General features: G+C 69.4%; 15 protein-coding genes, 1 pseudogene and 1 riboswitch. Of the genes and pseudogenes, 5 read left to right on the top strand and 11 right to left on the bottom strand.

The window, feature by feature from the left end:
• The first annotated feature begins 184 nt into the window (after positions 1-184).
• From BM355_RS05490 to BM355_RS05480, 3 genes are all read left to right on the top strand, one after another.
• Entirely contained in the window at positions 185-3,052 is a 2,868-nt protein-coding gene (locus BM355_RS05490) for an MMPL family transporter (RefSeq protein WP_091695834.1), read from the top strand.
• Positions 3,053-3,635: 583 nt separating this feature from the next.
• Positions 3,636-4,940, top strand: coding sequence for an MFS transporter (locus tag BM355_RS05485; RefSeq protein WP_091695831.1), 1,305 nt, complete (start codon positions 3,636-3,638; stop codon positions 4,938-4,940).
• 141 nt (positions 4,941-5,081) lie between these two features.
• Complete coding sequence (locus tag BM355_RS05480; protein ID WP_091696072.1) at positions 5,082-6,104, top strand: aminotransferase class IV; 1,023 nt, start codon at positions 5,082-5,084, stop codon at positions 6,102-6,104.
• A gap of 15 nt (positions 6,105-6,119) precedes the next feature.
• On the opposite strand, the gene BM355_RS05475 is transcribed toward BM355_RS05480, so the two are convergent.
• The 3 genes from BM355_RS05475 to BM355_RS05465 are packed head-to-tail and all read right to left on the bottom strand — an operon-like array spanning position 6,120 to position 9,304.
• Positions 6,120-6,941, bottom strand: coding sequence for an energy-coupling factor transporter transmembrane component T family protein (locus BM355_RS05475; protein WP_091696067.1), 822 nt, complete (start codon positions 6,939-6,941; stop codon positions 6,120-6,122).
• Between the two features lie 23 nt (positions 6,942-6,964).
• A complete protein-coding gene (locus BM355_RS05470) occupies positions 6,965-8,635 on the bottom strand; it encodes an ABC transporter ATP-binding protein (RefSeq protein ID WP_342715197.1) in 1,671 nt (556 codons plus the stop codon).
• 3 nt (positions 8,636-8,638) lie between these two features.
• Positions 8,639-9,304, bottom strand: coding sequence for an ECF transporter S component (locus tag BM355_RS05465; protein WP_091695829.1), 666 nt, complete (start codon positions 9,302-9,304; stop codon positions 8,639-8,641).
• Positions 9,305-9,359: 55 nt separating this feature from the next.
• Positions 9,360-9,464: riboswitch (TPP riboswitch) on the bottom strand.
• Between the two features lie 119 nt (positions 9,465-9,583).
• Between BM355_RS05465 and BM355_RS05460 the strand changes: the two genes are divergently transcribed.
• A complete protein-coding gene (locus tag BM355_RS05460; protein ID WP_091695827.1) occupies positions 9,584-9,871 on the top strand; it encodes a DUF4235 domain-containing protein in 288 nt (95 codons plus the stop codon).
• 72 nt (positions 9,872-9,943) lie between these two features.
• Here BM355_RS05460 and mnhG read toward each other — a convergent pair whose 3' ends face one another.
• The 8 genes from mnhG to dcd form a co-directional block, all read right to left on the bottom strand.
• Positions 9,944-10,384 carry a monovalent cation/H(+) antiporter subunit G gene (mnhG, locus tag BM355_RS05455; RefSeq protein WP_091695825.1) on the bottom strand — a complete coding sequence of 147 codons (441 nt, stop codon included), beginning with the start codon at positions 10,382-10,384 and terminating at the stop codon, positions 9,944-9,946.
• On the bottom strand, positions 10,384-10,662 hold the full coding sequence (locus BM355_RS05450; protein WP_091695823.1) for an MrpF/PhaF family protein: 279 nt from the start codon (positions 10,660-10,662) through the stop codon (positions 10,384-10,386). Before BM355_RS05450 ends, mnhG begins: the two co-directional genes overlap by 1 nt.
• Complete coding sequence (locus tag BM355_RS05445) at positions 10,659-11,303, bottom strand: Na+/H+ antiporter subunit E (RefSeq protein ID WP_091695821.1); 645 nt, start codon at positions 11,301-11,303, stop codon at positions 10,659-10,661. Before BM355_RS05445 ends, BM355_RS05450 begins: the two co-directional genes overlap by 4 nt.
• Positions 11,300-13,075 carry a Na+/H+ antiporter subunit D gene (locus BM355_RS05440; RefSeq protein ID WP_091695818.1) on the bottom strand — a complete coding sequence of 592 codons (1,776 nt, stop codon included), beginning with the start codon at positions 13,073-13,075 and terminating at the stop codon, positions 11,300-11,302. Before BM355_RS05440 ends, BM355_RS05445 begins: the two co-directional genes overlap by 4 nt.
• A gap of 2 nt (positions 13,076-13,077) precedes the next feature.
• Positions 13,078-13,749: a Na(+)/H(+) antiporter subunit C gene (locus tag BM355_RS05435; RefSeq protein WP_091695816.1), complete on the bottom strand. Its 672-nt coding sequence runs from the start codon at positions 13,747-13,749 to the stop codon at positions 13,078-13,080.
• Entirely contained in the window at positions 13,746-16,871 is a 3,126-nt protein-coding gene (locus BM355_RS05430; protein WP_091695813.1) for a Na+/H+ antiporter subunit A, read from the bottom strand. Before BM355_RS05430 ends, BM355_RS05435 begins: the two co-directional genes overlap by 4 nt.
• Before the next feature lie 201 nt (positions 16,872-17,072).
• The gene (locus BM355_RS05425) at positions 17,073-18,506 is read right to left on the bottom strand and encodes an MFS transporter (protein ID WP_091696065.1); all 1,434 of its coding nucleotides are present in this window, start codon (positions 18,504-18,506) and stop codon (positions 17,073-17,075) included.
• Between the two features lie 67 nt (positions 18,507-18,573).
• Positions 18,574-19,155: a dCTP deaminase gene (dcd, locus tag BM355_RS05420; RefSeq protein WP_091695810.1), complete on the bottom strand. Its 582-nt coding sequence runs from the start codon at positions 19,153-19,155 to the stop codon at positions 18,574-18,576.
• A 132-nt stretch (positions 19,156-19,287) separates the two neighbouring features.
• Here dcd and BM355_RS14790 point away from each other — a divergent pair.
• Positions 19,288-20,581, top strand: a pseudogene (locus tag BM355_RS14790) (M15 family metallopeptidase).
• The last annotated feature ends 7 nt before the right edge of the window (positions 20,582-20,588 follow it).

Raw genomic sequence — 20,588 nt, 5'->3', positions numbered from 1 at the left:
GAAGGCTCCTTCAGACAGGTCTGCCCGGGGAGACGAGTGTGACCCAGGGCGCATTTTGAATACGAGACGTTGCGTCTACTATAGATCAGGGCGCATGTACGACGGCGGCTCCGTCGCCGTGTCTGTCGACCTCACCTGAACTTTCCCTCACCATCCTCCCCGGACCCGAAGGAGTGGCCTGCTCATGGCCGAACTGCTCTATCGCCTCGGCTTCTCATCCTCAACGAAGCCGTGGGCCGCGATCGTCGCCTGGATCGTGGCACTGGCCCTGTCGGTGGGCGCCTTCCTGGCGTTCTCCGGCACGCTGACCACGTCCATCACCATCCCGGGCACCCCCACCACGGAGGTGACCGACCGCCTGCAGAAGGAGTTCCCGGAGGCGGCCAACGGCTCCGGCCAGGTGGTGTTCCGCAGCGAGTCCGGCGGCGAGCTGACGCAGGACCAGCGCACCGAGATCGCCGATCTGCTCACTGAGGTGGAGGGCCTCTCCGGCGTGGACTCGGTGGTAGACCCCTTCGAGACCGACCAGATGATCGAGGACCAGCGCCAGGAGCTGGAGGACGGCAAGACCCAGCTGGCGGACGGTCAGGCCCAGATCGAGGACGGCCGGGCCCAGATCGCCGAGGCCGAGGAGCAGCTCCAGGCCTCCGAGGACCAGTTGAACTCCGGCCAGGAGCAGCTGGACGCCGGTCAGGCGCAGCTGGACGAGGCCCGCGCCCAGGCCGAGGCCGCCGGAGCACCTGCTGCCATGCTGGGTCAGCTCAATGCCCAGCAGCAGCAGCTCGACGCACAGCAGGCCCAGCTGGACCAGGGACGTGCGCAGCTCGAGGAGGGGCGCGCTCAGTTGGAGGAGCAGAAGGCCGAGTTCGAGCAGGGCGTGGCCGAGGCCGAGTCCGGCACGCAGGACTTGGAGCGCGGCGAGTCGCTGTTGACCCTTACCGAGGACTTCCGCAGCGTCTCGGAGGACGGAAGCGCCGCCGTCGGGACCATCCTGTTCACCACCCCCATGCTGGACGTGGACGCCGCTGACCAGACTGCCGTGGTGGACACCCTGGAGACCGCGGAGATCGAGGGCGTGGAGGTGCTGCCCACGCAGGGCCTGTCCCAGACCATCCCGAGCATCGTGGGCCCGGCCGAGGTGGTCGGCCTGATCGTGGCGGCCATCGTGCTGCTGATCATGCTGGGCACCTTCGTGGCCGCCGGCCTGCCGATCCTGACCGCGCTGATCGGCGTGGGCATCGGCGCCACCGCCACCCTGGCCTTCTCCGGTGTGGTGGAGATGCTCTCGGTGACCCCGGTGCTGGGCATCATGCTCGGCCTGGCCGTGGGCATCGACTACGCGCTGTTCATCATCAACCGTCACCGTCGTCAGCTCAAGGACGGCATGCCCCTGCACGAGTCGATCGGCCTGGCCAACGGCACCTCCGGCAACGCCGTGGTGTTCGCCGGCCTGACCGTGATCATCGCGCTGGCCGCCCTGAACGTCACCGGCATCCCGTTCCTGGGCCTGATGGGCACCGTGGGCGCGGTCTGCGTGGCCGTGGCCGTGCTGATCGCCACCACCCTGACCCCGGCCCTGCTGGGCCTGATCGGGCACCGCGTGCTGAGCAGGAAGGAGCGCTCGGCACTGGCCGCGGCACATCCGCAGGCAGGCCTTCCCGACGACGGCTCCCTCGCCTCCCGCTCCACCCAGGCCTCCGGTGCCCTCACCGGTGCAGGTGCGGCGGCCACGGCCGAGGAGGCCGAGCTGGTGGAGCGTGGACTGCGCCACCAGGAGCAGGCTGGTCGCGAGTCCGCCGGGTCCGCCACCCTGGCCACCGATGCCGGCCGCTCCGCTGCCGCTTCGGTGCGGGATGAGTCCGGTTCGAAGCCGGCCTCCCGTCAGCCGATGTCCACCGCCCGTGCAGTGCTGACCTCGGTGCTGGCGATCGGCATCCTCGTGGTGCTGGCCATCCCGTTCTTCTCCATGCGCCTGGGCCTGCCGGACGGCGGCTCGGAGCCCGTGGAGTCCGCCGCGCACCAGTCCTACATGACCATCGGCGAGGAGTTCGGCGAGGGCCGCAACGGTCCGCTCGTGGTCACCGCAGACCTGCCCTCCGGTCTGGACGAGGGCGAGGTCATGGACCAGCAGATCGCCGTGGGCGAGCAGCTGGCCGGCATGGACCACGTGGTCTCCGCCGTGCCTGCCGCCGTCAACGAGGACCAGTCCGTGATGATGTTCCAGGTGATTCCGGAAGAGGGCCCCAACGCCGTCTCCACCGAGGAGCTGGTCAAGACCCTGCGCGGCACTGAGGCCGCCGGCGAGGCCACCAACCTGTCCGTGGCCGGCATGACCTCCGGGTTCATCGATGTCTCGGACAAGCTCTCTGACGCCCTGCCGCTCTACCTGGGGGTCGTCGTCGGGCTCTCGCTGATCATCATGATCCTGGTGTTCCGCTCCCTCCTGGTGCCCGTGATCGCCACCGGTGGGTTCATCCTCTCGGTGTTCGCCGCCATGGGCGGAGTGGTCGCGATCTATCAGTGGGGCTGGCTCTCGGAGCTGTTCGGGGTGCACAACCCGGGCCCGATCCTCTCCTTCCTGCCGACCATCATGATCGGCGTGCTGTTCGGGCTGGCCATGGACTATCAGCTGTTCGTGGCCTCCGGGATGCGCGAGGCCTATGCGCATGGCTCGAAGGCGCGCGTGGCCGTGATGGAGGGTCTGCATGCCGGCCGGGCGGTGGTGACCGCTGCTGCGATCATCATGATCTCGGTGTTCGGCGGATTCGTGTTCGCCGAGTCGGCGATGATCCGTCCGATCGGCTTCGGCCTGGCGTTTGGCGTGCTGGTAGACGCGTTCCTGGTCCGCCTGCTGCTGATGCCGGCCCTGATGCACCTCTTCGGCGATGCCGCCTGGTGGCTGCCGAAGTGGCTGGACAGGATCATGCCGAACGTGGACGTGGAGGGCTCCGCACTGGAGCGCAGCCACGGCTTCGAGCACGTGGGCGACCACGAGGGTGCGGACACGGCGGCCGAGCAGCCGGCCCCGTCCGGACGCCACGCCGCCCACTGACCCTGGCGGTGGGAGCACGCTGGGCAGCTGTCCAGCTGAAGCGCTGACCAACTCAAGACACAGAGCGGGCCGACGGTGATCCACCGTCGGCCCGCTCTGCTGTCCGGAACGTTCCGGCCGGTCAGCTCCCGGACTGGTCTTTGGTGAAGCGCTCCCAGGCGGACTGCCGGGTCACCTCCAGCGCCTGACCGATTCCCGAGCCTCTGCCCACCGCACACCGCAGATACTCGCCACCGTCCTGGGCGTTCAACGGACCCTGGTCGTCGGGATCATGCCGATCAGGGCACTGCTCGCCGGCCTGGTGGGTGCCGCTATGGGCACTCCGGCCACCACGTGGCTCTGGGTGGGCTGCGCGGCCGCGGCCCTGATCCCCCGGCTCCGGCGCAGCCGCTAGGCTCAGTGCAGGTCGACGACATCGACCGACTGCCCAGCGCAGCTCCTCCACCTCAGGACCAGGACGTGTTCTTCAGAGCCCGCAGCGACTCCAACTGAGTCATCTGACGCCCCACGGCCCCGCACACCGATGTGCACGGGTCAGTGTCGACATGCTCTGATTCCTTCCACAGCTGTCCTGAGGTGACTCATGTCTTCCATTCCATCCGCCCCTGGCCCCCGCGCGCCCGACGAACCTGGCAATCGACCACGTCGCGGTCTGCCATTGCTCCTCTCCAATGCCGTCGATGCGTCAGGACGCCAGGGTGCGGATCTGGCTCTCGACGTCTTGGCCGTCACCATCTTAGGAGCCACCGCGGCCCAGATGGGTCTGCTCAATGCCCTGGGAACGCTGGCCTTCCTGGTGCTCGGCATTCCCATCGGCGTCCTGGTCGACCGCTCTCCCACCACTCGTCTGATCCTGAACGCCGGTCTCACGCGCGCCGGGTTGCTTTCCACCGTGGTCCTTGTCGGACTACTGGATGCGCTGTCTTTGCCCCATCTCTACGTGGTCGCCGCCCTGGCGGGCACCGCTGGGGTGGTGACCGAGACCGCGCAGACCGCCGTCGTCCCTCGCGCGGTCGGAACGGACAGGGTCGCTTCCCTGGTGGCACGCCTGCAGTCAGCCGAGTCGGTGATCGGACTGGTGGTCCCCGCAGCCGCAGGCGCACTCGTCGCCGTCCTGGGCGCAGGCCCCACCCTGGGCCTGTCCACGGCCTTCATAGCACTCGGCGCCGTCATCGTGCTGAAGCTGACGGTTCTCCCGCCGGTTCAGACGCACCAGACGGACCAGGACTCTCGCGACGAGGCCGCCACACCTGCACGTGCATTCAGACGCTTCTTCGGTGAGGCGCGCGAGGGCTGGACCACGCTGCGTGAGATCCGCCCCCTGTGGCGCATGACGTGGGGTGTCATGGCCATCAACCTGGGCCTGGCCTCCTACTCCGCCATCGAGGTGGTGCTGATCCTCCGAGTGCTGGACCTGGGGCCCGCGGTCTTCGGCGCCCTCGTCACGGCTGGAGCGCTGGGCGGACTGACCGGCTCACTCGTGGCAGTGCCCTCGGGGACCCGGCTCGGAGTTCCGGCCGTGCTCAGAGCGTCAGTCTTGATGCTGCCTCCCGTTGCTGCCCTGACACTGGTAGCCCTGGCAGATCCAGGTCGAGCGGTCCTCTGGCTGGGTGCCGGCACCTTCCTGTGGGGCGTGGTGATGGTGACGTACAACGTGCTGCTCGCTGGCCTGGCCGCCGAGCTCACACCGGGCGCTCTGATGGGGCGGGTCTCAGCCACTCGGCGGACCCTGTCCATGGGAGTGGTGCCCCTAGGAAGCATCGGCGGCGGCCTCCTGGCCGACCAGGCGGGAAGCGCCCCGGCAGTGATCGCGTGGGTTGCACTCAACGCGGTGGGGGCGGTTCTGATCCTCACGGCCCTGTCCCGTCCACGGGCGGCTGAACACTAGGCTGAGACCATGTTCTCTCGCCGTCTCGTCAAGCACGTTCAGCCTGACCAGCTCCTGCCGCGCCCCCAGCAGTCGTCCACCGAGCACACCGCACCCACCACGCAGTCCTTCGTGCCGGAAGCGGGCGGCTCCGTGCTGGTCATGCTCACCCCCGACCGGGCATCCGGCACCGTCACCGCGCAGGTCCAGGACCCCCGGCTGCCGGCGTTGACCGTGACCGACCAGGGCGTCACGCGCGGCGACGGCATCTTCGAGACCCTGATGGCCACCCCCGGCCAGGGTCAGGACGGCGCTGGGTTCCACCTGCGCAAGTCTGCCGCGCACCTGGCCCGGCTCGCCGCTTCCGCCGAGGCCACCCAGATCCCGGTCCCGTCCGAGCAGGACTGGCGTGACGGGATCGCCGCGGGGCTGGGAGTCTTCGCCGCCGGTAATCCTGGCCGGGCCGCCGTCGTGAAGCTGGTGGCCACCCGCGGTCCGGAGGCCGCTCCGGGAGGCGGCCACTATGGAGGAGGGCTCGACGCCGGCGGGCTGGATTCCAGCGCGCCGTCCGGTCCCGCGCGGGTGGAGCAGCTGACGGGCACGTACTGGGCGCTGGTCTCGCCGGTGTCCGAGGCCTCGAGCCATGCCCGTGAGACCGGATTGAAGGTGCTGCTGCTGGACCGCGGCTACGAGTCCGGTGTACAGGAGCGGGCACCGTGGCTGCTGCTGGGCGCCAAGACGCTGAGCTATGCGGTGAACATGGCCGCCATGCGTCACGCCAAGTCCCAGGGAGCGGATGATGTCATCTTCACCTCCTCGGACGGCAAGGTTTTGGAGGGCCCCACCTCCACCGTGCTGATGGCCCGGCGCGTGCCGCGAGCGGACGGCACCCAAGGCGTGGAGCTGATCACCCCGTTGCGGCGCAACGGCATCCTGCCCGGCACCAGCCAGGGCGTGATCTTCGCCGCGGCCGAGCGCGCCGGCTGGGAGCTGGGCTACGGGCCGCTGGTGCCGGACGACCTGATGGACGCGGACGGACTGTGGCTGGTGTCCTCGGTCCGACTGGTGGCCCCGGTGACCCACCTGGACGGAGTGGAGCTGACCGTGGACCACGAACTCACCGAGCAGCTCTCCGCGTTCCTCGCCGAGGACCTGGACCCGGGCTCGCACGGCCCCGTGGACTGAGCGGAGACCGCTGGGTCAGGCCCAGACCAGGTTCCAGGAGCCGGTGGCCACGGAGAGTCCGGCGGCCAGGACGGCGAGCGCGATCCCGCCCAGGATCACCCAGGCGTCCAGGGCGGTGAACCGGGACTCCCGTGCCCAGGTCCGCTCCCCTGCCCCGAACCCGCGGGCCTCCATGGTCACGGCGAGCCGGGTGGCGCGGCGGATGGCCTGCACCAGCAGTGCGAAGGCCTGCCCCAGCCAGGACCCGGTCCGGTGGACCAGGTTGCCGTCCGTCCCCACCCCGCGGGCCCGCCGGGCGTAGCCCACGGTCCGCCATTCCTCGGTCAGCACGGCCAGCAGCCGGAACGCTGCCAGGGAGCCCAGCACGAACCGCGCCGGCAGCTTGGCCTTCTGGGAGAGGGCGTCGGCCAGGTCGGTGGGGTCGGTGGTGATGAACACCATCACGCCCGGCAGGGCCACCGCCAGAATGCGCAGGCCCGTGGCCAGGCCGGCCATGACCGACCCCTCGGAGAGCGTCACCGGTCCGGCCGCGACCAGCGTGGCACCGGAGTCCTCCCCCACCAGGGCCGTCCCCCAGGCGGAGACCAGAGCGGCCAGCACCAGGATCCAGGCTCGGCGCAGGAACTCCAGCGGACGGATCCCGGACACCGGCAGCAGCGCCACCGCGGCCAGCAGCACGATCCCGGAGGACACCCAGTCCATGGACGCCACCAGCACACCCGTGACCGGCAACAGCGCCAGCAGCTTGGCCAACGGATTGGCCCGCTCCAGCAGGGACGCCCGCTGGGGGCGGGACGGCGCGGCGGGGTCGAACGGCACACCCTGGTCCGAGCGCATGGCCCCGGCGGGGAACACGGCGGTCATCTCAGCGCCACCACCCTCGCGTCCAGCACGTCGATGAAGTCCCGATCGTGCGTCACCGCCACCACGGACCGTCCCTCCGCCACCAGCCGCCGCAGCAGCCCGGTCAGCACCGCCCAGGTGTTCGCGTCCTGCCCGAAGGTGGGCTCGTCCAGGAACACCAGGTCCGGCCCGGCGGCCAGGACGGTGGCCACCGAGAGCCGCCGCTTCTCCCCGCCGGAGAGGGTGAACGGGTTCATCTCCCCCAGGTGGGTCAGCCCCAGCAGCTCCAGCAGGTCATCGGCCATCTGCTCGGCCTCCTCGTCGGTGAACAGGCGCTCCCCGGACCGCGGATCCCGTGCGTGCTGCGGCCCGTAGAGGACCTCCTTGCGCACGGTGGTGGTCACGAACTGGTGCTCCGGCTCCTGGAACACCGTCCCCACGCGGCTGACCAGATCGGCGGCCTTCCACCGGAACGGGTCATCCGGCAGATCCGCTCCCCGCGGGCCCTTCAGGGCAGCCCCAGCGGCCAGCATCCCGGCATGGACAGGGATCAGCCCGGCCAGGCTCAGCAGCAGCGTGGACTTCCCTGCCCCATTGGGACCGGTCACCACGACGGCGCTGCCTCCGTCCAGCTCCACATCCAGGTCGGTCTGCGCGGGGGCGGGCGGCGCGGAGAAGCGTCGACGCCATCCGGGCGTGCGCGGCTCACGGGAGACGGACAGCCCGGTCCCGGTGAGCAGCACGGCGCTGTTCGATGCGTCGGAGACCGACGATGAGCGGGGGTCGTGCTCGTCAGAGTGCTCCACCACGCGGCGCAGGGCACGGGACTCCAGCTCCACGGGTTCGGGCACATACCCCGGGACCCAGATCCCGGCCGCGGCCAGCTCGTCCCGCACGGGCCCGGGGGCCAGCAGCTCCGCGGGGGCGGCATCATGGCTGATCCCGCCGGCCGGCTCCAACACCAGCATCCGGTCCACGTGCTCGGCCCAGACGTCCAGCCGGTGCTCGACCACCACCAGGGTGGCCCCGGTGCGCTCGACCAGTCGCATCACGGCGTCCCGCACCTCCAGGACCCCCTCGGGGTCGAGGTTGGCCGTGGGCTCGTCCAACAGGACCAGCGGCGGGCGCATGGCCAGGATCCCGGCCAGGGCCATCCGCTGCTTCTGTCCGCCGGAGAGCCGGGAGGTGTCCCGGTCCAGGGTGATGCCCTCCTCCGGGCCGAGGCCGACCTCCTGCAGGGCGCCCCGCACACGGTCCCAGATCTCCGCCCGGGGCACGCACAGGTTCTCCGCCCCGAACGCGACGTCGTCTCCCACCCGGGAGAGGATCACCTGGGACTCGGGGTCCTGCTGGACCAGTCCGGCCACCCCGCGCTGCTGACCAGCGGGGATGTCCTCGATCAGCAGCGTCCCGGTCTGCTCGGATTCCTCGTCCCCACCGTCCAGCACCCCGGCCAGGGCATGCAGCACGGTGGACTTGCCCGCACCGGAGGGACCCACCAGCAGCACACGCTGCCCGGCGGGGATGTCCATCTCCAGTCCGGCCACCGCCGGACGGTCCCGCCCGGCGTGCTTCCAGCCCCATCCCTGGGCCTGCACCCGCGCCCCGCGCGGAACCGCCGCCGGGGCGCAGTGGTGAGGGGCCGTCGTCGGGAAGCCGGGGGTCTGTTCGGCACCGATGATGGCCACCGATCAGACCACAGGTTCCTGATGTGCCCGGCGCGAGGCCAGCGCAGAGAGGGCACCGGTGGCGGCCAGTCCGCGCGTGGCCAGCCAGGAGAGCAGGCCGGCGATGATCACGCCCGAGACAGCCATGAACGCCACGTAGATCAGCTTCCACTCGAAGGTGTACTCGGGGAACCAGTTGAAGATCAGGGCGTCGTTGATGCCGCCCAGGATCCCGGTCAGCAGACCCGCCAGCAGGGCGACGGGCAGGGTGAAGCGGCGATAGAGGAACAGCAGCAGGATGATCTCCGCGCCCAGGCCCTGGACGAATCCGGAGGCCAGCACCGTCAGGCCGAACTGGGAGCCCAGCAGGGCCGAGACCGCGGCGGCGACCATCTCGGTGAACAGAGCCGCACCGGGTTTGCGGATCAGCAGCCCGCCCAGGACCGCGGGGAACAGCCACATCCCGGCGACCAGGCCGGAGGAGGGCGGGAAGGCCACGAACAGTCCGCCGATGCCGGCGTAGGCCAGGTTCCAGGCCCAGAAGATGACGCCGCAGGCCACGGCGACGACGGCCGCGACCACGATGTCCACCACGCGCCAGGAGCGCTGGGCCGGGCGGGCGGTGGTGCTGGTGGTTGTGGTGCTCGTGGGCGACGCGGTGCGGTCGCGGGGTGCGCTCGGTGCGCTCATGGTGGTCCTCCTCAGGATCAAGGAGGGGATGGGCTGGTCACCCGTGCGGTGACAGCTCAGTGAGAACTCGACTTCCTCCACCGGTCCTAACCGGGTCAGGTTCGAGGGTCTGCGCCGGGCGCACTCTCAGCGCCGGTGTGGCGCTCCCCTGTCGTTGTCCAGACAGCATAGGCCACCGGACCGGTCTGGGCGATCCGGATGACGACACAGCACGGTGACCCGGCGGTAGGCTGATCCTCGGACAAGGCACGTGCCCACGACCAGCCAGGAGGACACCCCATGAACAACGTTCTGCAGAAGCTCATCGCCACCGGCATCACCATCGGCGGCGGCATCATCGGTACCAAGCTGGTGGAGTTCGGCTGGAAGGCCATCACCGGCCACGACGCCCCCAAGGACCTGGACGACACCGAGGCCAACATGTGGAGTGCGATCACCTTCGCCACCATTTCGGCAGGCATCTCCGCGATGATCCGCGTGGCCTCCAAGCGCGGCGCGGCCTCGGCCATGGACAAGCTGGCCGCTCAGTCCACCTCGGCCAAGCGGCTGGGCCGCGGCGAGGTCTGATCCGCACCGCACCCACCAGGTGCCGGACCCACAGGGTCCACGACTCAGGGCCAGCCCGGCTCAGAGAGTCTCTCAGTAGCCGTCGTTGCGGTCCTGCCGCGGCACGGACTGCTGGTCTGAGGCCTTCTCCGCGGGCTGGCCTTCGTCGTCCTGACGGGTGACCACATCGGACAGCTCATCCACGTAGAGCAGGTCCCTGTTCAGGTGCTTGGTGCGGTAGCTGGCCCGTCCCACCAGGTGGGCGGACACCGGGGCGGTGAGCATCTGCAGCACCCAGGCCAGCAGCAGCACCGGGATCCACACCCAGGCGCGCCAGGCGAAGGCCAGCGCCAGCAGCATCAGCAGCAGGCCGAGCACCTGGGGCTTGGTGCCCGCATGCATTCGGCTCAGCTGATCCGGGAAGCGCAGCAGGCCGATGCCGGCGATGGTGGACAGGCTCGCGCCGAGGATCAGCAGCACGGCGGCGATGCTGTCGGTCAGGACCACCCAGGCATTCGAGTCGAGCTCAAGCATCAGCTGGTCTCCTTCCGACGGTCAGCCACGAAGCGGGACACCGTCACCGAACCCACGAAGCCGATCACCGAGGCCACCACCACGAACACGATGTTGCTGGTGTGGTGGTTCAGGGCCATCTCCACGCACAGGGCGGAGGAGACGATGATCAACAGCACGTCGGTGGCGACCACGCGGTCCAGGATGGACGGTCCCTTGGCGATCCGATAGATGGCTCCGGCCGCTCCGGCGGTGAGCAGCACCAGGCATACCACGGCGGCGATCTGCATCAGGCTCATGCGGACTCCTCCTCGGTTTGCCGATTCCGCCGGGTGTCTGCGCCGCGCTCGCCCTCACGCACCAGCTCCAGGTCCTCCCGGGAGCCGATGGCCCGGATGATGGCGGCCTCGGTGGCCAGCGCCTCCTCGCGGAAGTGCTCGACCTCCTCCTCGTTGGTCACGTCCAGGCAGTGCAGGTACAGGGTGGAGGAGGGCCGGTCCACGTCGATCACCAGGGACCCGGGGATCAGGGCCAGTGCGTGCCCGGTGAGAGTGACGATCAGGTCGTCATGGGAGCGCAGGTGCACCGCCACCACGGAGTTGACGATCTTCGGTCCCAGCGAGATGGCATCCCAGGCCACGGCGATCGAGGCGGTGATGATCCGGCCGATGAACCGGGCGGTGAACACCAGCACGTACCAGAGGTTGATCCGACCGCTGAACTTCACCCGGGGAAGCCGGTAGAACCAGAGGATCACCAGCGAGTAGAGCGCGCCCATCAGGAGCACCCCGGGACTGAAGTCCTGCCAGAGTGCACCCCAGACCAGGGCCAGCCCGATCAGCAGGGGCCACTGGCTCCAGACGGACAGGCGCTCGTCCTCGCTGTCCTGATCCTGGTGGGCGGAGGCCTCCGCCGCGGTAGGACGTGTCTGGTCGGTCATGGCTGCACCCCCTCGTCGGTGTCGTTCTCGGTGTCCACCGGTTCACCGGAGCTGTCATCGTCTCCGCCAGACTCGCCGGGACGCGTGCCGGTGTCCTGGCCGTCGCTGTCCACGGGAGCTTCCAGGCCCTGGCCGTTGCCCGGGCCCACGCTGCCGTCGTCGGTCCGGTTGATGCCCTGCTCGTCCAGAAGCTCCAGATCGCGTTCGGCCTTGGCGGCGGCCTCCGGGCCGAGGACGGCCTCGATGTACGGGGTGCGGGCCAGCATGTCCCGGGCGGCCTGGTCCGAGAGGTTGTAGAGCGGTCCGGCGACGACCGTGAATGCCACGCCCAAGGACACCAGACCGACGGTGGGAACCAGCATGCCGGCCGCGACCCGGCGGCGGCCGGTGCGCTCCTCCCGGTCCTGATTGGCGGCGTTGGTCAGCTTGGCCGGAGGGTGCTCGACGTCCTCCACCTTGCGCCAGAACGCGCGCGCCCAGACGCGGACCATGACCAGCAGGGTCAGCAGGGAGGTCAGCACGGAGGCTCCCACCAGCACCCAGGCCAGCGGGGTGCCCAGGCCCACGCCGGCGGTCATCAGGCCGATCTTGCCCAAGAAGCCGGAGAACGGCGGGATGCCCGCCAGGTTCATGGCCGGGATGAAGAACAGGACCGCGATGATCGGGGAGATGCGCGCCAGGCCGCCGAGCCGGTCCATGTTGGCGGTGCCGGCCCGCTGTTCGATCAGTCCGGTCACCAGGAACAGTGAGGTCTGCACGGTGATGTGGTGGACCACATAGAAGACGGTGGCGCCCAACCCCAGCACCGAGGAGACCGCCAGACCGAAGATCATGAAGCCGATGTGCGAGACCAGGGTGAAGGAGAGCACACGTTTGATGTCGTTCTGCGCCAGCGCACCCAGGATGCCCACGATCATCGTCAGGGCGGCGACCACCATGAGCAGGTTGTTCACCCGGTCCCCCGGGAAGAGCAGGGTCTCGGTCCGGACGATCGCGTACACACCGACCTTGGTCAGCAGTCCGGCGAACACGGCGGTGACCGGCGCCGGCGCGGTGGGGTAGGAGTCCGGCAGCCAGAACGAGAGCGGGAAGACCGCCGCCTTGATGCCGAAGCCGACCAGCAGCATCAGGTGCAGCACCATCTGCAGGTCCGGGTCCAGATCGGCCAGCTTGACGGCCAGGTCAGCCATGTTCACGGTTCCGGTGGCGCCGTAGATCATGGCGATGGCGATCAGGAAGATGACCGAGGAGATCACCGAGACCACCACGTACGTCACACCCGCGCGAACACGCGGACCGGTGCCGCCCAGCGTGAGCAGCACATAGGACGCGGTCAGCAGGATCTCGAAGCCGACGTAGAGGTTGAACAGGTCGCCGGCCAGGAACGCGTTGGAGACACCGGCCACCAGGATCAGGTAGGTGGGGTGGAAGATCGAGACGGGCCCGCCCTGGTCGGTGTCCGTCACGCCCTGGGCGGAGGCGTAGACCAGCACCGCCAGCACGATGGCCGAGGAGACCACCAGCATCAGCGCAGAGAACCGGTCCACAACCATCGAGATGCCCCACGGGGACTCCCAGCCGCCGATGAACACGGCGGTGGCCCCGGTGTCCCAGGTGTAGGCCAGCAGCAGGCACTCCAGGATCAGCGTCACGGTCATGGTGACCACGGTGACGGTGATCTGCACGCGCGGCTTGCGCACCATCATGAAGGCGGCAGCCGCACCCAGGATGGGCAGCAGCACCGCCAGCGGCGCCAGGGAGACGAGGTTCATGGTCACGTCCGGTCTCCCTTCTGGTCGTCGGTGGTGTCATAGCCAGGCCCGCTCACACCGTGGACTCCCGGACGGGCCCCGGGGCTGCCGGGCCGTTCGTCCTCCTCGGGGTGATGGTCGTCGTCGTGCCCCTCCTCCTGCCGGCCGGGCCGGGAGGTGACGGACACGGTGCCATCGGCTTGGTGTTTGACAGTCAGGGCGCCGGTGGCCGGGTTCAGGGCCGTGGCGTGCTCGTAGTCGGCGTTGGGGTCCTCGTCCTCGTCCAGGAACTCGGAGGTCTCCTCCTGCAGCTCGGCGTCATCCTCGGCGTCGAAGGAGGGCTGCTCGGCGACCTTGACGTCCTCGGTGTCCACCTGGACCTCGTCGCGGCGGCCCAGCTTCCAGGAGCGGTAGATCATGCCGAGCATGAAGGCCGTGACGGCGAAGGAGATGACGATGGCCGTCAGGGTCAGCGCCTGCGGCAGCGGATCCGAGTACTCGGAGGGGTCCACCCCGTCCACCACGATCGGGGGCCGGCCGGGAGGGCCGGACATGACCAGGATCAGCACGTTGGTGGCATTGGTGATCAGCATCATCCCCAGCAGCACACGGGTCAGGGTGCGCTCCAGGAGCAGATAGATCCCTCCGGCGTACATCACGCCCATCACGAGCAGCAGCAGGAAGTTCACGGTCATGACTGGGACCTCCCGGCGGTCTCGCTGGAGACGGCGCCCTGAGGCTTGCTGGAGGCCCGACGACGACGGTCGGCTTCAGCGCGGGCGCTGGCATCGGCTTCGGAGCGGCGGTCGACCTCGGAGCCCAACGAGCGCAGGACGTCGATCACCAGGCCGATGACCACCAGGTAGACGCCGATGTCGAAGATGGTCGCGCTGACCAGCTTCACGTCACCCAGGATGGGCAGCCAGAACTCGACGATGGCGGACTGGAAGACCTGTCCTCCGAAGAACAGCGGGGCCACTCCGGACAGGGCGGCGACCGCCAGGCCGGAGCCCAGCAGCACGCCGGCCGGGATCGGCATGGCCTGCTCCAGCTCGTACCGGCCACCTGCCAGATAGCGGATGGCCAGGGCCAGACCGGCCAGCAGGCCGCCGGCGAAGCCTCCACCGGGGGTGTTGTGTCCGGCCAGCAGCAGGTAGAGCGAGAGCAGGATGATCACGTGGAACAGCAGTCGGGTGATGACCTCGAAGATGATCGAGCGACGCTCGGGCGCCAGGGTGCGGCCGGCCACCAGCCACTGGTCCCGGTCCACGATGGCAAACCGGCGCACGGTCTCCAGTTCCTCGGGCTCCAGGGGGCCGTCAGCGGTGTAGCGCCCGACCGAACCGGTCTTGACCTCAGTCAGCTCACGGCGGCGACGATCGCGCTGCTGGATGAAGATCAGCGAAGCCACACCGGTGGCGGCAGCGGCCAGCACAGTGAGCTCACCGAAGGTGTCCCAGGCACGGATGTCCACCAGGAGCACGTTGACGATGTTGGTGCCCCCTCCGCCCTCGTAGGCCATCTCCGCCATGTCCAGGGAGATCGGGGCGGCCACGCGGGAGCTCAGCGCCGTGGCGCCGACCCAGATCATGACCAGGCCGAAGGCGACGCCGAGCAGGGCACGGGCCCACCGGTAGTCCTGGCGGTTGCGGGTGTACCACCCCGCGGGCAGCACCCGCAGACCCAGCACCAGCGCCACCAGCACGATGGACTCCACCAGCAGTTGGGTCAGGGCCAGATCCGGTGCGCCGGCCAGGGCGAAGATCCCGGCCAGGCCGTAGCCGACCACGGAGATCAGCAACACCGCCATGAAGCGCTTGCGGGCGCGGATGGCGGCGATCACCGCGACCATCATGGCGATGCCGATCACCAGCTGACCGCCGTGCTGGGCCCAGACCCAGTCGGCCGAGAAGGCCACCTGGGTCAGCGGAATGGTGTCCCCGTCCTTCTCCTGGGGGAAGAGCAGGGCGATCAGCGGGGCCAGGACGGCCACCGAGAGGATGATGAACAGGTAGAAGCCCAGGGAGCCTCGCTGGGTGCGTCCGGTCACCCACACGGCGACGTCGTCCACGCGGCGCAGGATGGTCCGGTAGCCGCGCTGGGCGTCCAGCCAGCCGGGGACTGCGGCCTGGAACTGGGCGACCGGGTTCTTGGCCCAGAACAGGACCAGGCCGAGGACGATGATGGCCATCGACAGGCCCAGCACCGGGGTCAGACCGTGCCAGATGGCCAGGTAGAGCGGCTTGTCCGCGTCCGGCAGCGGTGCCGCAGAGGCAGCGAAGGAGTCCAGCAGGGGCGCGACCAGACCGGGCACGAAGGCCAGCAGGATGCCGGCCACGGCCAGCACGATCGACGGGCTGAGCTGACCGGCACTGACCGGGGTGTGGAAGGCGGTGTCCTGGACGGCCCGCACACCCTGATCGGTCTGCACCCGCTTGGTGGCGAAGGCGCCCCACATGAACCGGGCGGTGTAGGCGACGGTCAGGACCGAGCCCAGGGCCACGCCGATCAGCGGCAGCCAGGCCCACAGGCTCATCCAGACATCTCCACCGGCACCGTGTTCGCCCCACAGCACCAGCGAGTCCAGGACGGACTCCTTGGCCACGAAGCCCAGCAGCGGAGGCAGGCCTGCCATGGAGGCGGAGCAGATCAGGGCGGTGAGGAAGAGCCAGCGGTGGGTGCGGTGCAGCCCGGAGAGCTTGGCCAGATCACGGGTGCCGGTCTCGTGGTCGATCACGCCGACGATCATGAACAGCGGCGCCTTGAACAAGGAGTGGGCCAGCAGCATGGCCAGTCCGGCCATGGCCGCATCCCGGTTGCCCAGACCGTTGGCCAGCAGCAGGAAGCCCAGCTGGGAGACGGTGCCGTAAGCCAGGATCAGCTTGATGTCGGTCTGCCGCAGGGCCCGCCAGCCACCGACGAGCATGGTCCAGAGGCCGATGGCGATCACGATGACCTGCCAGGTGCCCGACTCGGCGAAGCCGGGGGCCATCCGGGCCACCAGGTAGATGCCGGCCTTGACCATGGCGGCAGCGTGCAGATAGGCCGAGACCGGCGTGGGGGCGGCCATGGCGGCAGGCAGCCAGAAGTGGAAGGGCACCTGGGCGGACTTGGTCAGTGCCCCGATCAGCACCAGGACCAGGGCCCACTCCATGAACGCACCGGCGCGCTCTCCCGTGAGCAGGTCCGGTCCGGCGGCCACGATCTGGGAGAGGCGGTAGGTGCCGGCCGCCTGGCCCAGCATGATCAGGCCCACCAGCATGGCCAATCCGCCGAAGGTGGTGACGATCAGCGCCTGGATGGCCGAGCGACGGGCGAAGATGCGGTGACCGGCGTAGCCGATCAGCAGGAAGGAGAGCACCGAGGTGATCTCCCAGAACGTGTAGAGGATCATCAGGTCATCGGTGGTGACCAGACCCCACATGGCGCCAGCGAAGGCCAGCAACTGGGCGCCGAAGGTGGCGTTGCGCGGCTCGTGGTGGATGAAGTACCGGGCACAGTAGGCCAGCACCAGGGCGCCCACGCCGAGCACAATCAGTCCCATGAAGGCCGAGAGCGCATCCAGCCGGAAGGTCAGGGAGATGCCCAGGTCCGGGATCCACGCGAAGGACTCGACCAGTCCTGCACTCTCCGGGGGCGCGGCACCGGAGTTGACCCGATGCTGGGCCTCGATGACAGCCGGGAGCTGGAACAGCAGCCACACGAACCCTGCAGCGGGAACCGCGGCCAGGACATAGAATCCGTTGCGCTCAGTCCGGCGGAAGATCAGCGGTGCCACCAGTGCCACGGCGAAGAGCGCGATGAGCACAGTCAGCACAGGGCGTCCTCCGAACGTTGCGGGTCGTGGGGGGCTCGTGCCAGTCTAGCGGCCACGCCCGACCGCGTGGACCGAAGCCCTCAGATCAGGGCCCACTTCCGCATTCTGCGAAATGGTCGCATCCGGCCATCGAGTGTGCACGTCAGAGCGAGGCGCCGCGCGGCCCGTGCGCTGCCCGTGCGCTGACCGGGCAGTCACCGGTCAGTCGCCGGGCACCTGCTCCGGCTGCGGATCGCGCACCCGCAGGAGCAGCAGCAGGCCCAGGAACATGACCACCAGAATGGCCGGGACCATGAACCGCGCGTCCCCGGTCAGCGCCACGGCGATCGAGATCAGCGCCGGGGCCAGGAAGGACACCGCACGCCCCGTGGTGGCGTAGAGCCCGTACAGCTCCCCCGCCCGTTCGGGAGTGCTCAGCCGCCCCAGGAAGGACCGCGCCGAGGACTGCACCGGCCCCACGAAGAAGCACAGGGTCAACCCGAAGATCCAGAACGCGGTGGTGCCGTCCAAGAAGAAGACGATGCCGCCGGTGACGATCAGCCCCACCAGGGATGCCAAGATCACCCGCTTGGGCCCCACGCGGTCGTCGATCCAGCCGCCCAGGAAAGACCCGACCGCCGCCACCACATTGGCCACGATCCCGAAGATCAGCACATCCCCCTGCGCCACCCCGTACACGGTCACGCCCAGGATGGCCCCGTAGGTGAAGATCGCCCCGACCCCGTCCCGGAACACGGCCTGAGCCACCAGGAACCAGAAGGTGTTGCGGTCGGTGCGCCACAGGCCCCTGATGGTGCGCCACAGCCGCCGGTAGGACTCGAGGATGCTGACCTGCCTGCCGTCCCCGACGGCACGGTTCTCCGGCACGGTGAAGAACACCGGCAGCGCGAAGATCAGGAACCAGACGGCCGCGAAGACCGCCACCACCCGGACGTTCAGGGCCTCGTCCTCGGTGATGCCGAACCAGTGGGTGTCCCCGCCGATGAACCCCACGTAGAGGATCAGCAGCAGGAAGATCCCGCCCGCGTAGCCGGCGCCCCAGCCGATCCCGGAGATCCGTCCGATGGTCTGCTTGGTGGAGATCTGCAGGAGCATGGCGTTGTAGTTCACATTGGCGAACTCGAAGACCACATTGCCTGCGGCCAGCAGCACCACGCCCAGCAGCAGGTAGGACTCCTGCGGCTTGACGAAGAAGCACATCGCGGTGAGCACCAGCACCACACCCGTGTAGATCCCCAGCCACAGCTTGCGCCGTCCTCCGGCATCCGCCCGCTGGCCGATCACCGGGGCGGTCAGGGCGATGATCACGCCGCCGATCGCGTTCGCCGCAGTGAGCCACTGAGTGCCGCGGTCATCCGGTCCGAAGGCACCGGAGGCCAGGTAGGTGCCGAACACGAACGTGACCATCACGGCGTTGAAGGACGCCGAGCCCCAGTCCCACAGCGCCCACGCGGTCACATGCTTCCGGTTCACCCGGCGCCGTTCAGGACCCTTCGCGCGGTCCGCCCTCTCTCCCAGCCCCGCTGGGAGGTTCCCGACGACGGCCGGGTGCGTGGCGTCGTCGGGCAGGCTTTCCGAGGGGGTCAGGTCAGCACGGGACGGGTCCGCGGAGCTGTGGGGGCGCGAGGGGCTCATGCCGGGCATGCTACTGGGACCAGGGCACCCACAGGTGAACTGGGTCACCGTCAGCGGGGTGAGTCGGTCAGGAGGAGATGTCCGTGCGGTGGAAGTTCAGGTGCGAGCGGGAGGCCGTGGGGCCGCGCTGGCCCTGGTACCGGTTGCTGTAGGGACCGGATCCATAGGAGTGCTCGGCCGGCGAGGTGAGCCGGAAGAAGCAGAGCTGGCCGATCTTGGACCCGGGCCAGAGCTTGATCGGCAGGGTGGCCATGTTGGACAGCTCCAGGGTCACGTGGCCGGAGAAGCCGGGGTCGATGAACCCGGCGGTGGAGTGCGTGAGCAGGCCCAGCCGCCCCAGGGAGGACTTGCCCTCCAGTCGGGCGGCGATGTCCTCCGGCAGGGTGACCTGCTCGTAGGTGGCGCCGAGGACGAACTCTCCGGGGTGCAGGATGAACGGCTCGTCCGGGGCCACCTCCACCAGTCGCGTCAGCTCCTCCTGCGGTTCGGCAGGGTCGATGTGCGCGTAGCGGTGGTTGTCGAACAGCCGGAAGTAGCGGTCCAGGCGCACGTCCACGCTGGCGGGCTGGACCATGGAGCGGTCCAGCGGGTCCAGCTGCACGCGGCCGGAGTCCAGTTCGGCCCTGATGTCGCGGTCGGAGAGAAGCACGGCACCACGCTAGCCGAATCGTTATGGGATGCGTGCGGTCGTGACTTGTCGGCTCCCCCGCGCAGGCAGACACTGAGAGTGCCCGGGGAGTGCCTCCACCCCTCGGCCTCAGGGGGAAGCAGAGGAACCGCCATGACCGAACAGCACGCAGCACCGCGTCCGCACCGGACCCTGCGCCGGGTCATCACCGCCCTGATGGCGGCGGCCTTGACGCTGACCATGGCCGGACCGGCACCCGGAGCACTCCCATCCGTCCCGGTCCAGACCGCGCTGATCAATCGGACCGCGTCCAGCCTCACGGTCCTGGTGAACAAGACCTACCCGCTGAGCCCGCTGACCTACGTGCCGGCACAGCTCACCACGGTGGACGGATTCCAGATGCGCCCGGAGACCGCCACCGCCTGGTCCCGGCTGAAGAAGGACGCCGCCGCCCGCGGGTACAGCCTGCGGATGGTCAGCGCGTACCGGTCCTACAGCTATCAGCGCGACCTCCTGCTTCGGGGACACCGCCGCCGGGAAGTGGGTGGCCGCCAACGCCTGGCGGTACGGGCTGATCCTGCGCTACCCGCAGGGCACCGAGTCCATCACCGGCTACATGTACGAGCCCTGGCATTTCCGCTACGTCGGTCCGTCCCTGGCCGCGGAGCTGAAGACCCGGAGCATCACCCTGCTCGAGCGGTACTACGACGGCCGGAACCCCTCCGTCACCACCGATGCCAGCCTGGCGTACGCGATCGCGGGCCAGGGGGCCACCCGGAACGCCACCTTCCGCGGCGGGTACCGCGGTGCCCGGTCGATCCCCCTGGGCGTGCCCTCGGACGTGGTGGCGGCGTTCACCGCGGACTGGGACGTGGACGGGCTGCAGGACGTGCTGATGCAGCGCCGCGACGGAACACTGGTGCTGCGGCTGGGCCGGCGGGGCGGCGGCTTCGGCGGTGGCGTGGTGGTGGCGCGTGGCCTGACCGGGCGTCAGCTGACGGTGGGTCGTTGGGCCTCCGAGGGACGTGATCGTCTGATCAGCGTGAGCTCCACCGGGACGGTCTATCGCCACACGCACTCCACCGGTCCGGTGACCGGCTCCACCGTGATCGGACGAGTGGCCGCGCCGCGAGAGGTCTTCCTGGCCCGGCTGGACGGCAACTCCTCCATGGACCTGGGCATCGTGGACCGCAACGGCACGCTGCGCGCCTACCCGAGCAGCAGCACGCGGACCCTGACCGGCACCTCACGGGTGATGGCCACCGGATGGAACTCGTCCACAGCCCTGCACGTGGTCCAGGGATTCGACGGACCCGGCACCCAGACACTGTTGGCACGCCGTCCCAGCAACGGACTGCTGCACGCCCGCACGCTCTCCTCCACCGGCACCCTCGGTGCCGAGCGTGGCCTGGTCCAGGGCCTGGCCTCGGCGCTCATCTTCCGCTAGGGGCACC

Source organism: Micrococcus terreus (assembly GCF_900116905.1).
In the GTDB taxonomy this organism is placed as follows: Bacteria; Actinomycetota; Actinomycetes; order Actinomycetales; family Micrococcaceae; genus Citricoccus; species Citricoccus terreus.
This window is presented reverse-complemented; position numbering and strand designations above follow the sequence as displayed.

What these genes read in the sequence shown, in the direction of transcription:
- BM355_RS05475 (WP_091696067.1), bottom strand. Translation starts at nt 6,941, where the DNA reads ATGCGCTCGGACCAGGGTGTGCCGTTCGACCCCGCCGCGCCGTCCCGC.
- BM355_RS05450 (WP_091695823.1), bottom strand. Translation starts at nt 10,662, where the DNA reads ATGAGCCTGATGCAGATCGCCGCCGTGGTATGCCTGGTGCTGCTCACC.
- BM355_RS05490 (WP_091695834.1), top strand. Translation starts at nt 185, where the DNA reads ATGGCCGAACTGCTCTATCGCCTCGGCTTCTCATCCTCAACGAAGCCG.
- BM355_RS05435 (WP_091695816.1), bottom strand. Translation starts at nt 13,749, where the DNA reads ATGACCGTGAACTTCCTGCTGCTGCTCGTGATGGGCGTGATGTACGCC.
- BM355_RS05445 (WP_091695821.1), bottom strand. Translation starts at nt 11,303, where the DNA reads ATGACCGACCAGACACGTCCTACCGCGGCGGAGGCCTCCGCCCACCAG.
- BM355_RS05425 (WP_091696065.1), bottom strand. Translation starts at nt 18,506, where the DNA reads ATGAGCCCCTCGCGCCCCCACAGCTCCGCGGACCCGTCCCGTGCTGAC.
- BM355_RS05460 (WP_091695827.1), top strand. Translation starts at nt 9,584, where the DNA reads ATGAACAACGTTCTGCAGAAGCTCATCGCCACCGGCATCACCATCGGC.
- BM355_RS05485 (WP_091695831.1), top strand. Translation starts at nt 3,636, where the DNA reads ATGTCTTCCATTCCATCCGCCCCTGGCCCCCGCGCGCCCGACGAACCT.
- BM355_RS05440 (WP_091695818.1), bottom strand. Translation starts at nt 13,075, where the DNA reads ATGAACCTCGTCTCCCTGGCGCCGCTGGCGGTGCTGCTGCCCATCCTG.
- BM355_RS05465 (WP_091695829.1), bottom strand. Translation starts at nt 9,304, where the DNA reads ATGAGCGCACCGAGCGCACCCCGCGACCGCACCGCGTCGCCCACGAGC.
- mnhG (WP_091695825.1), bottom strand. Translation starts at nt 10,384, where the DNA reads ATGCTTGAGCTCGACTCGAATGCCTGGGTGGTCCTGACCGACAGCATC.
- BM355_RS05480 (WP_091696072.1), top strand. Translation starts at nt 5,082, where the DNA reads ATGCTCACCCCCGACCGGGCATCCGGCACCGTCACCGCGCAGGTCCAG.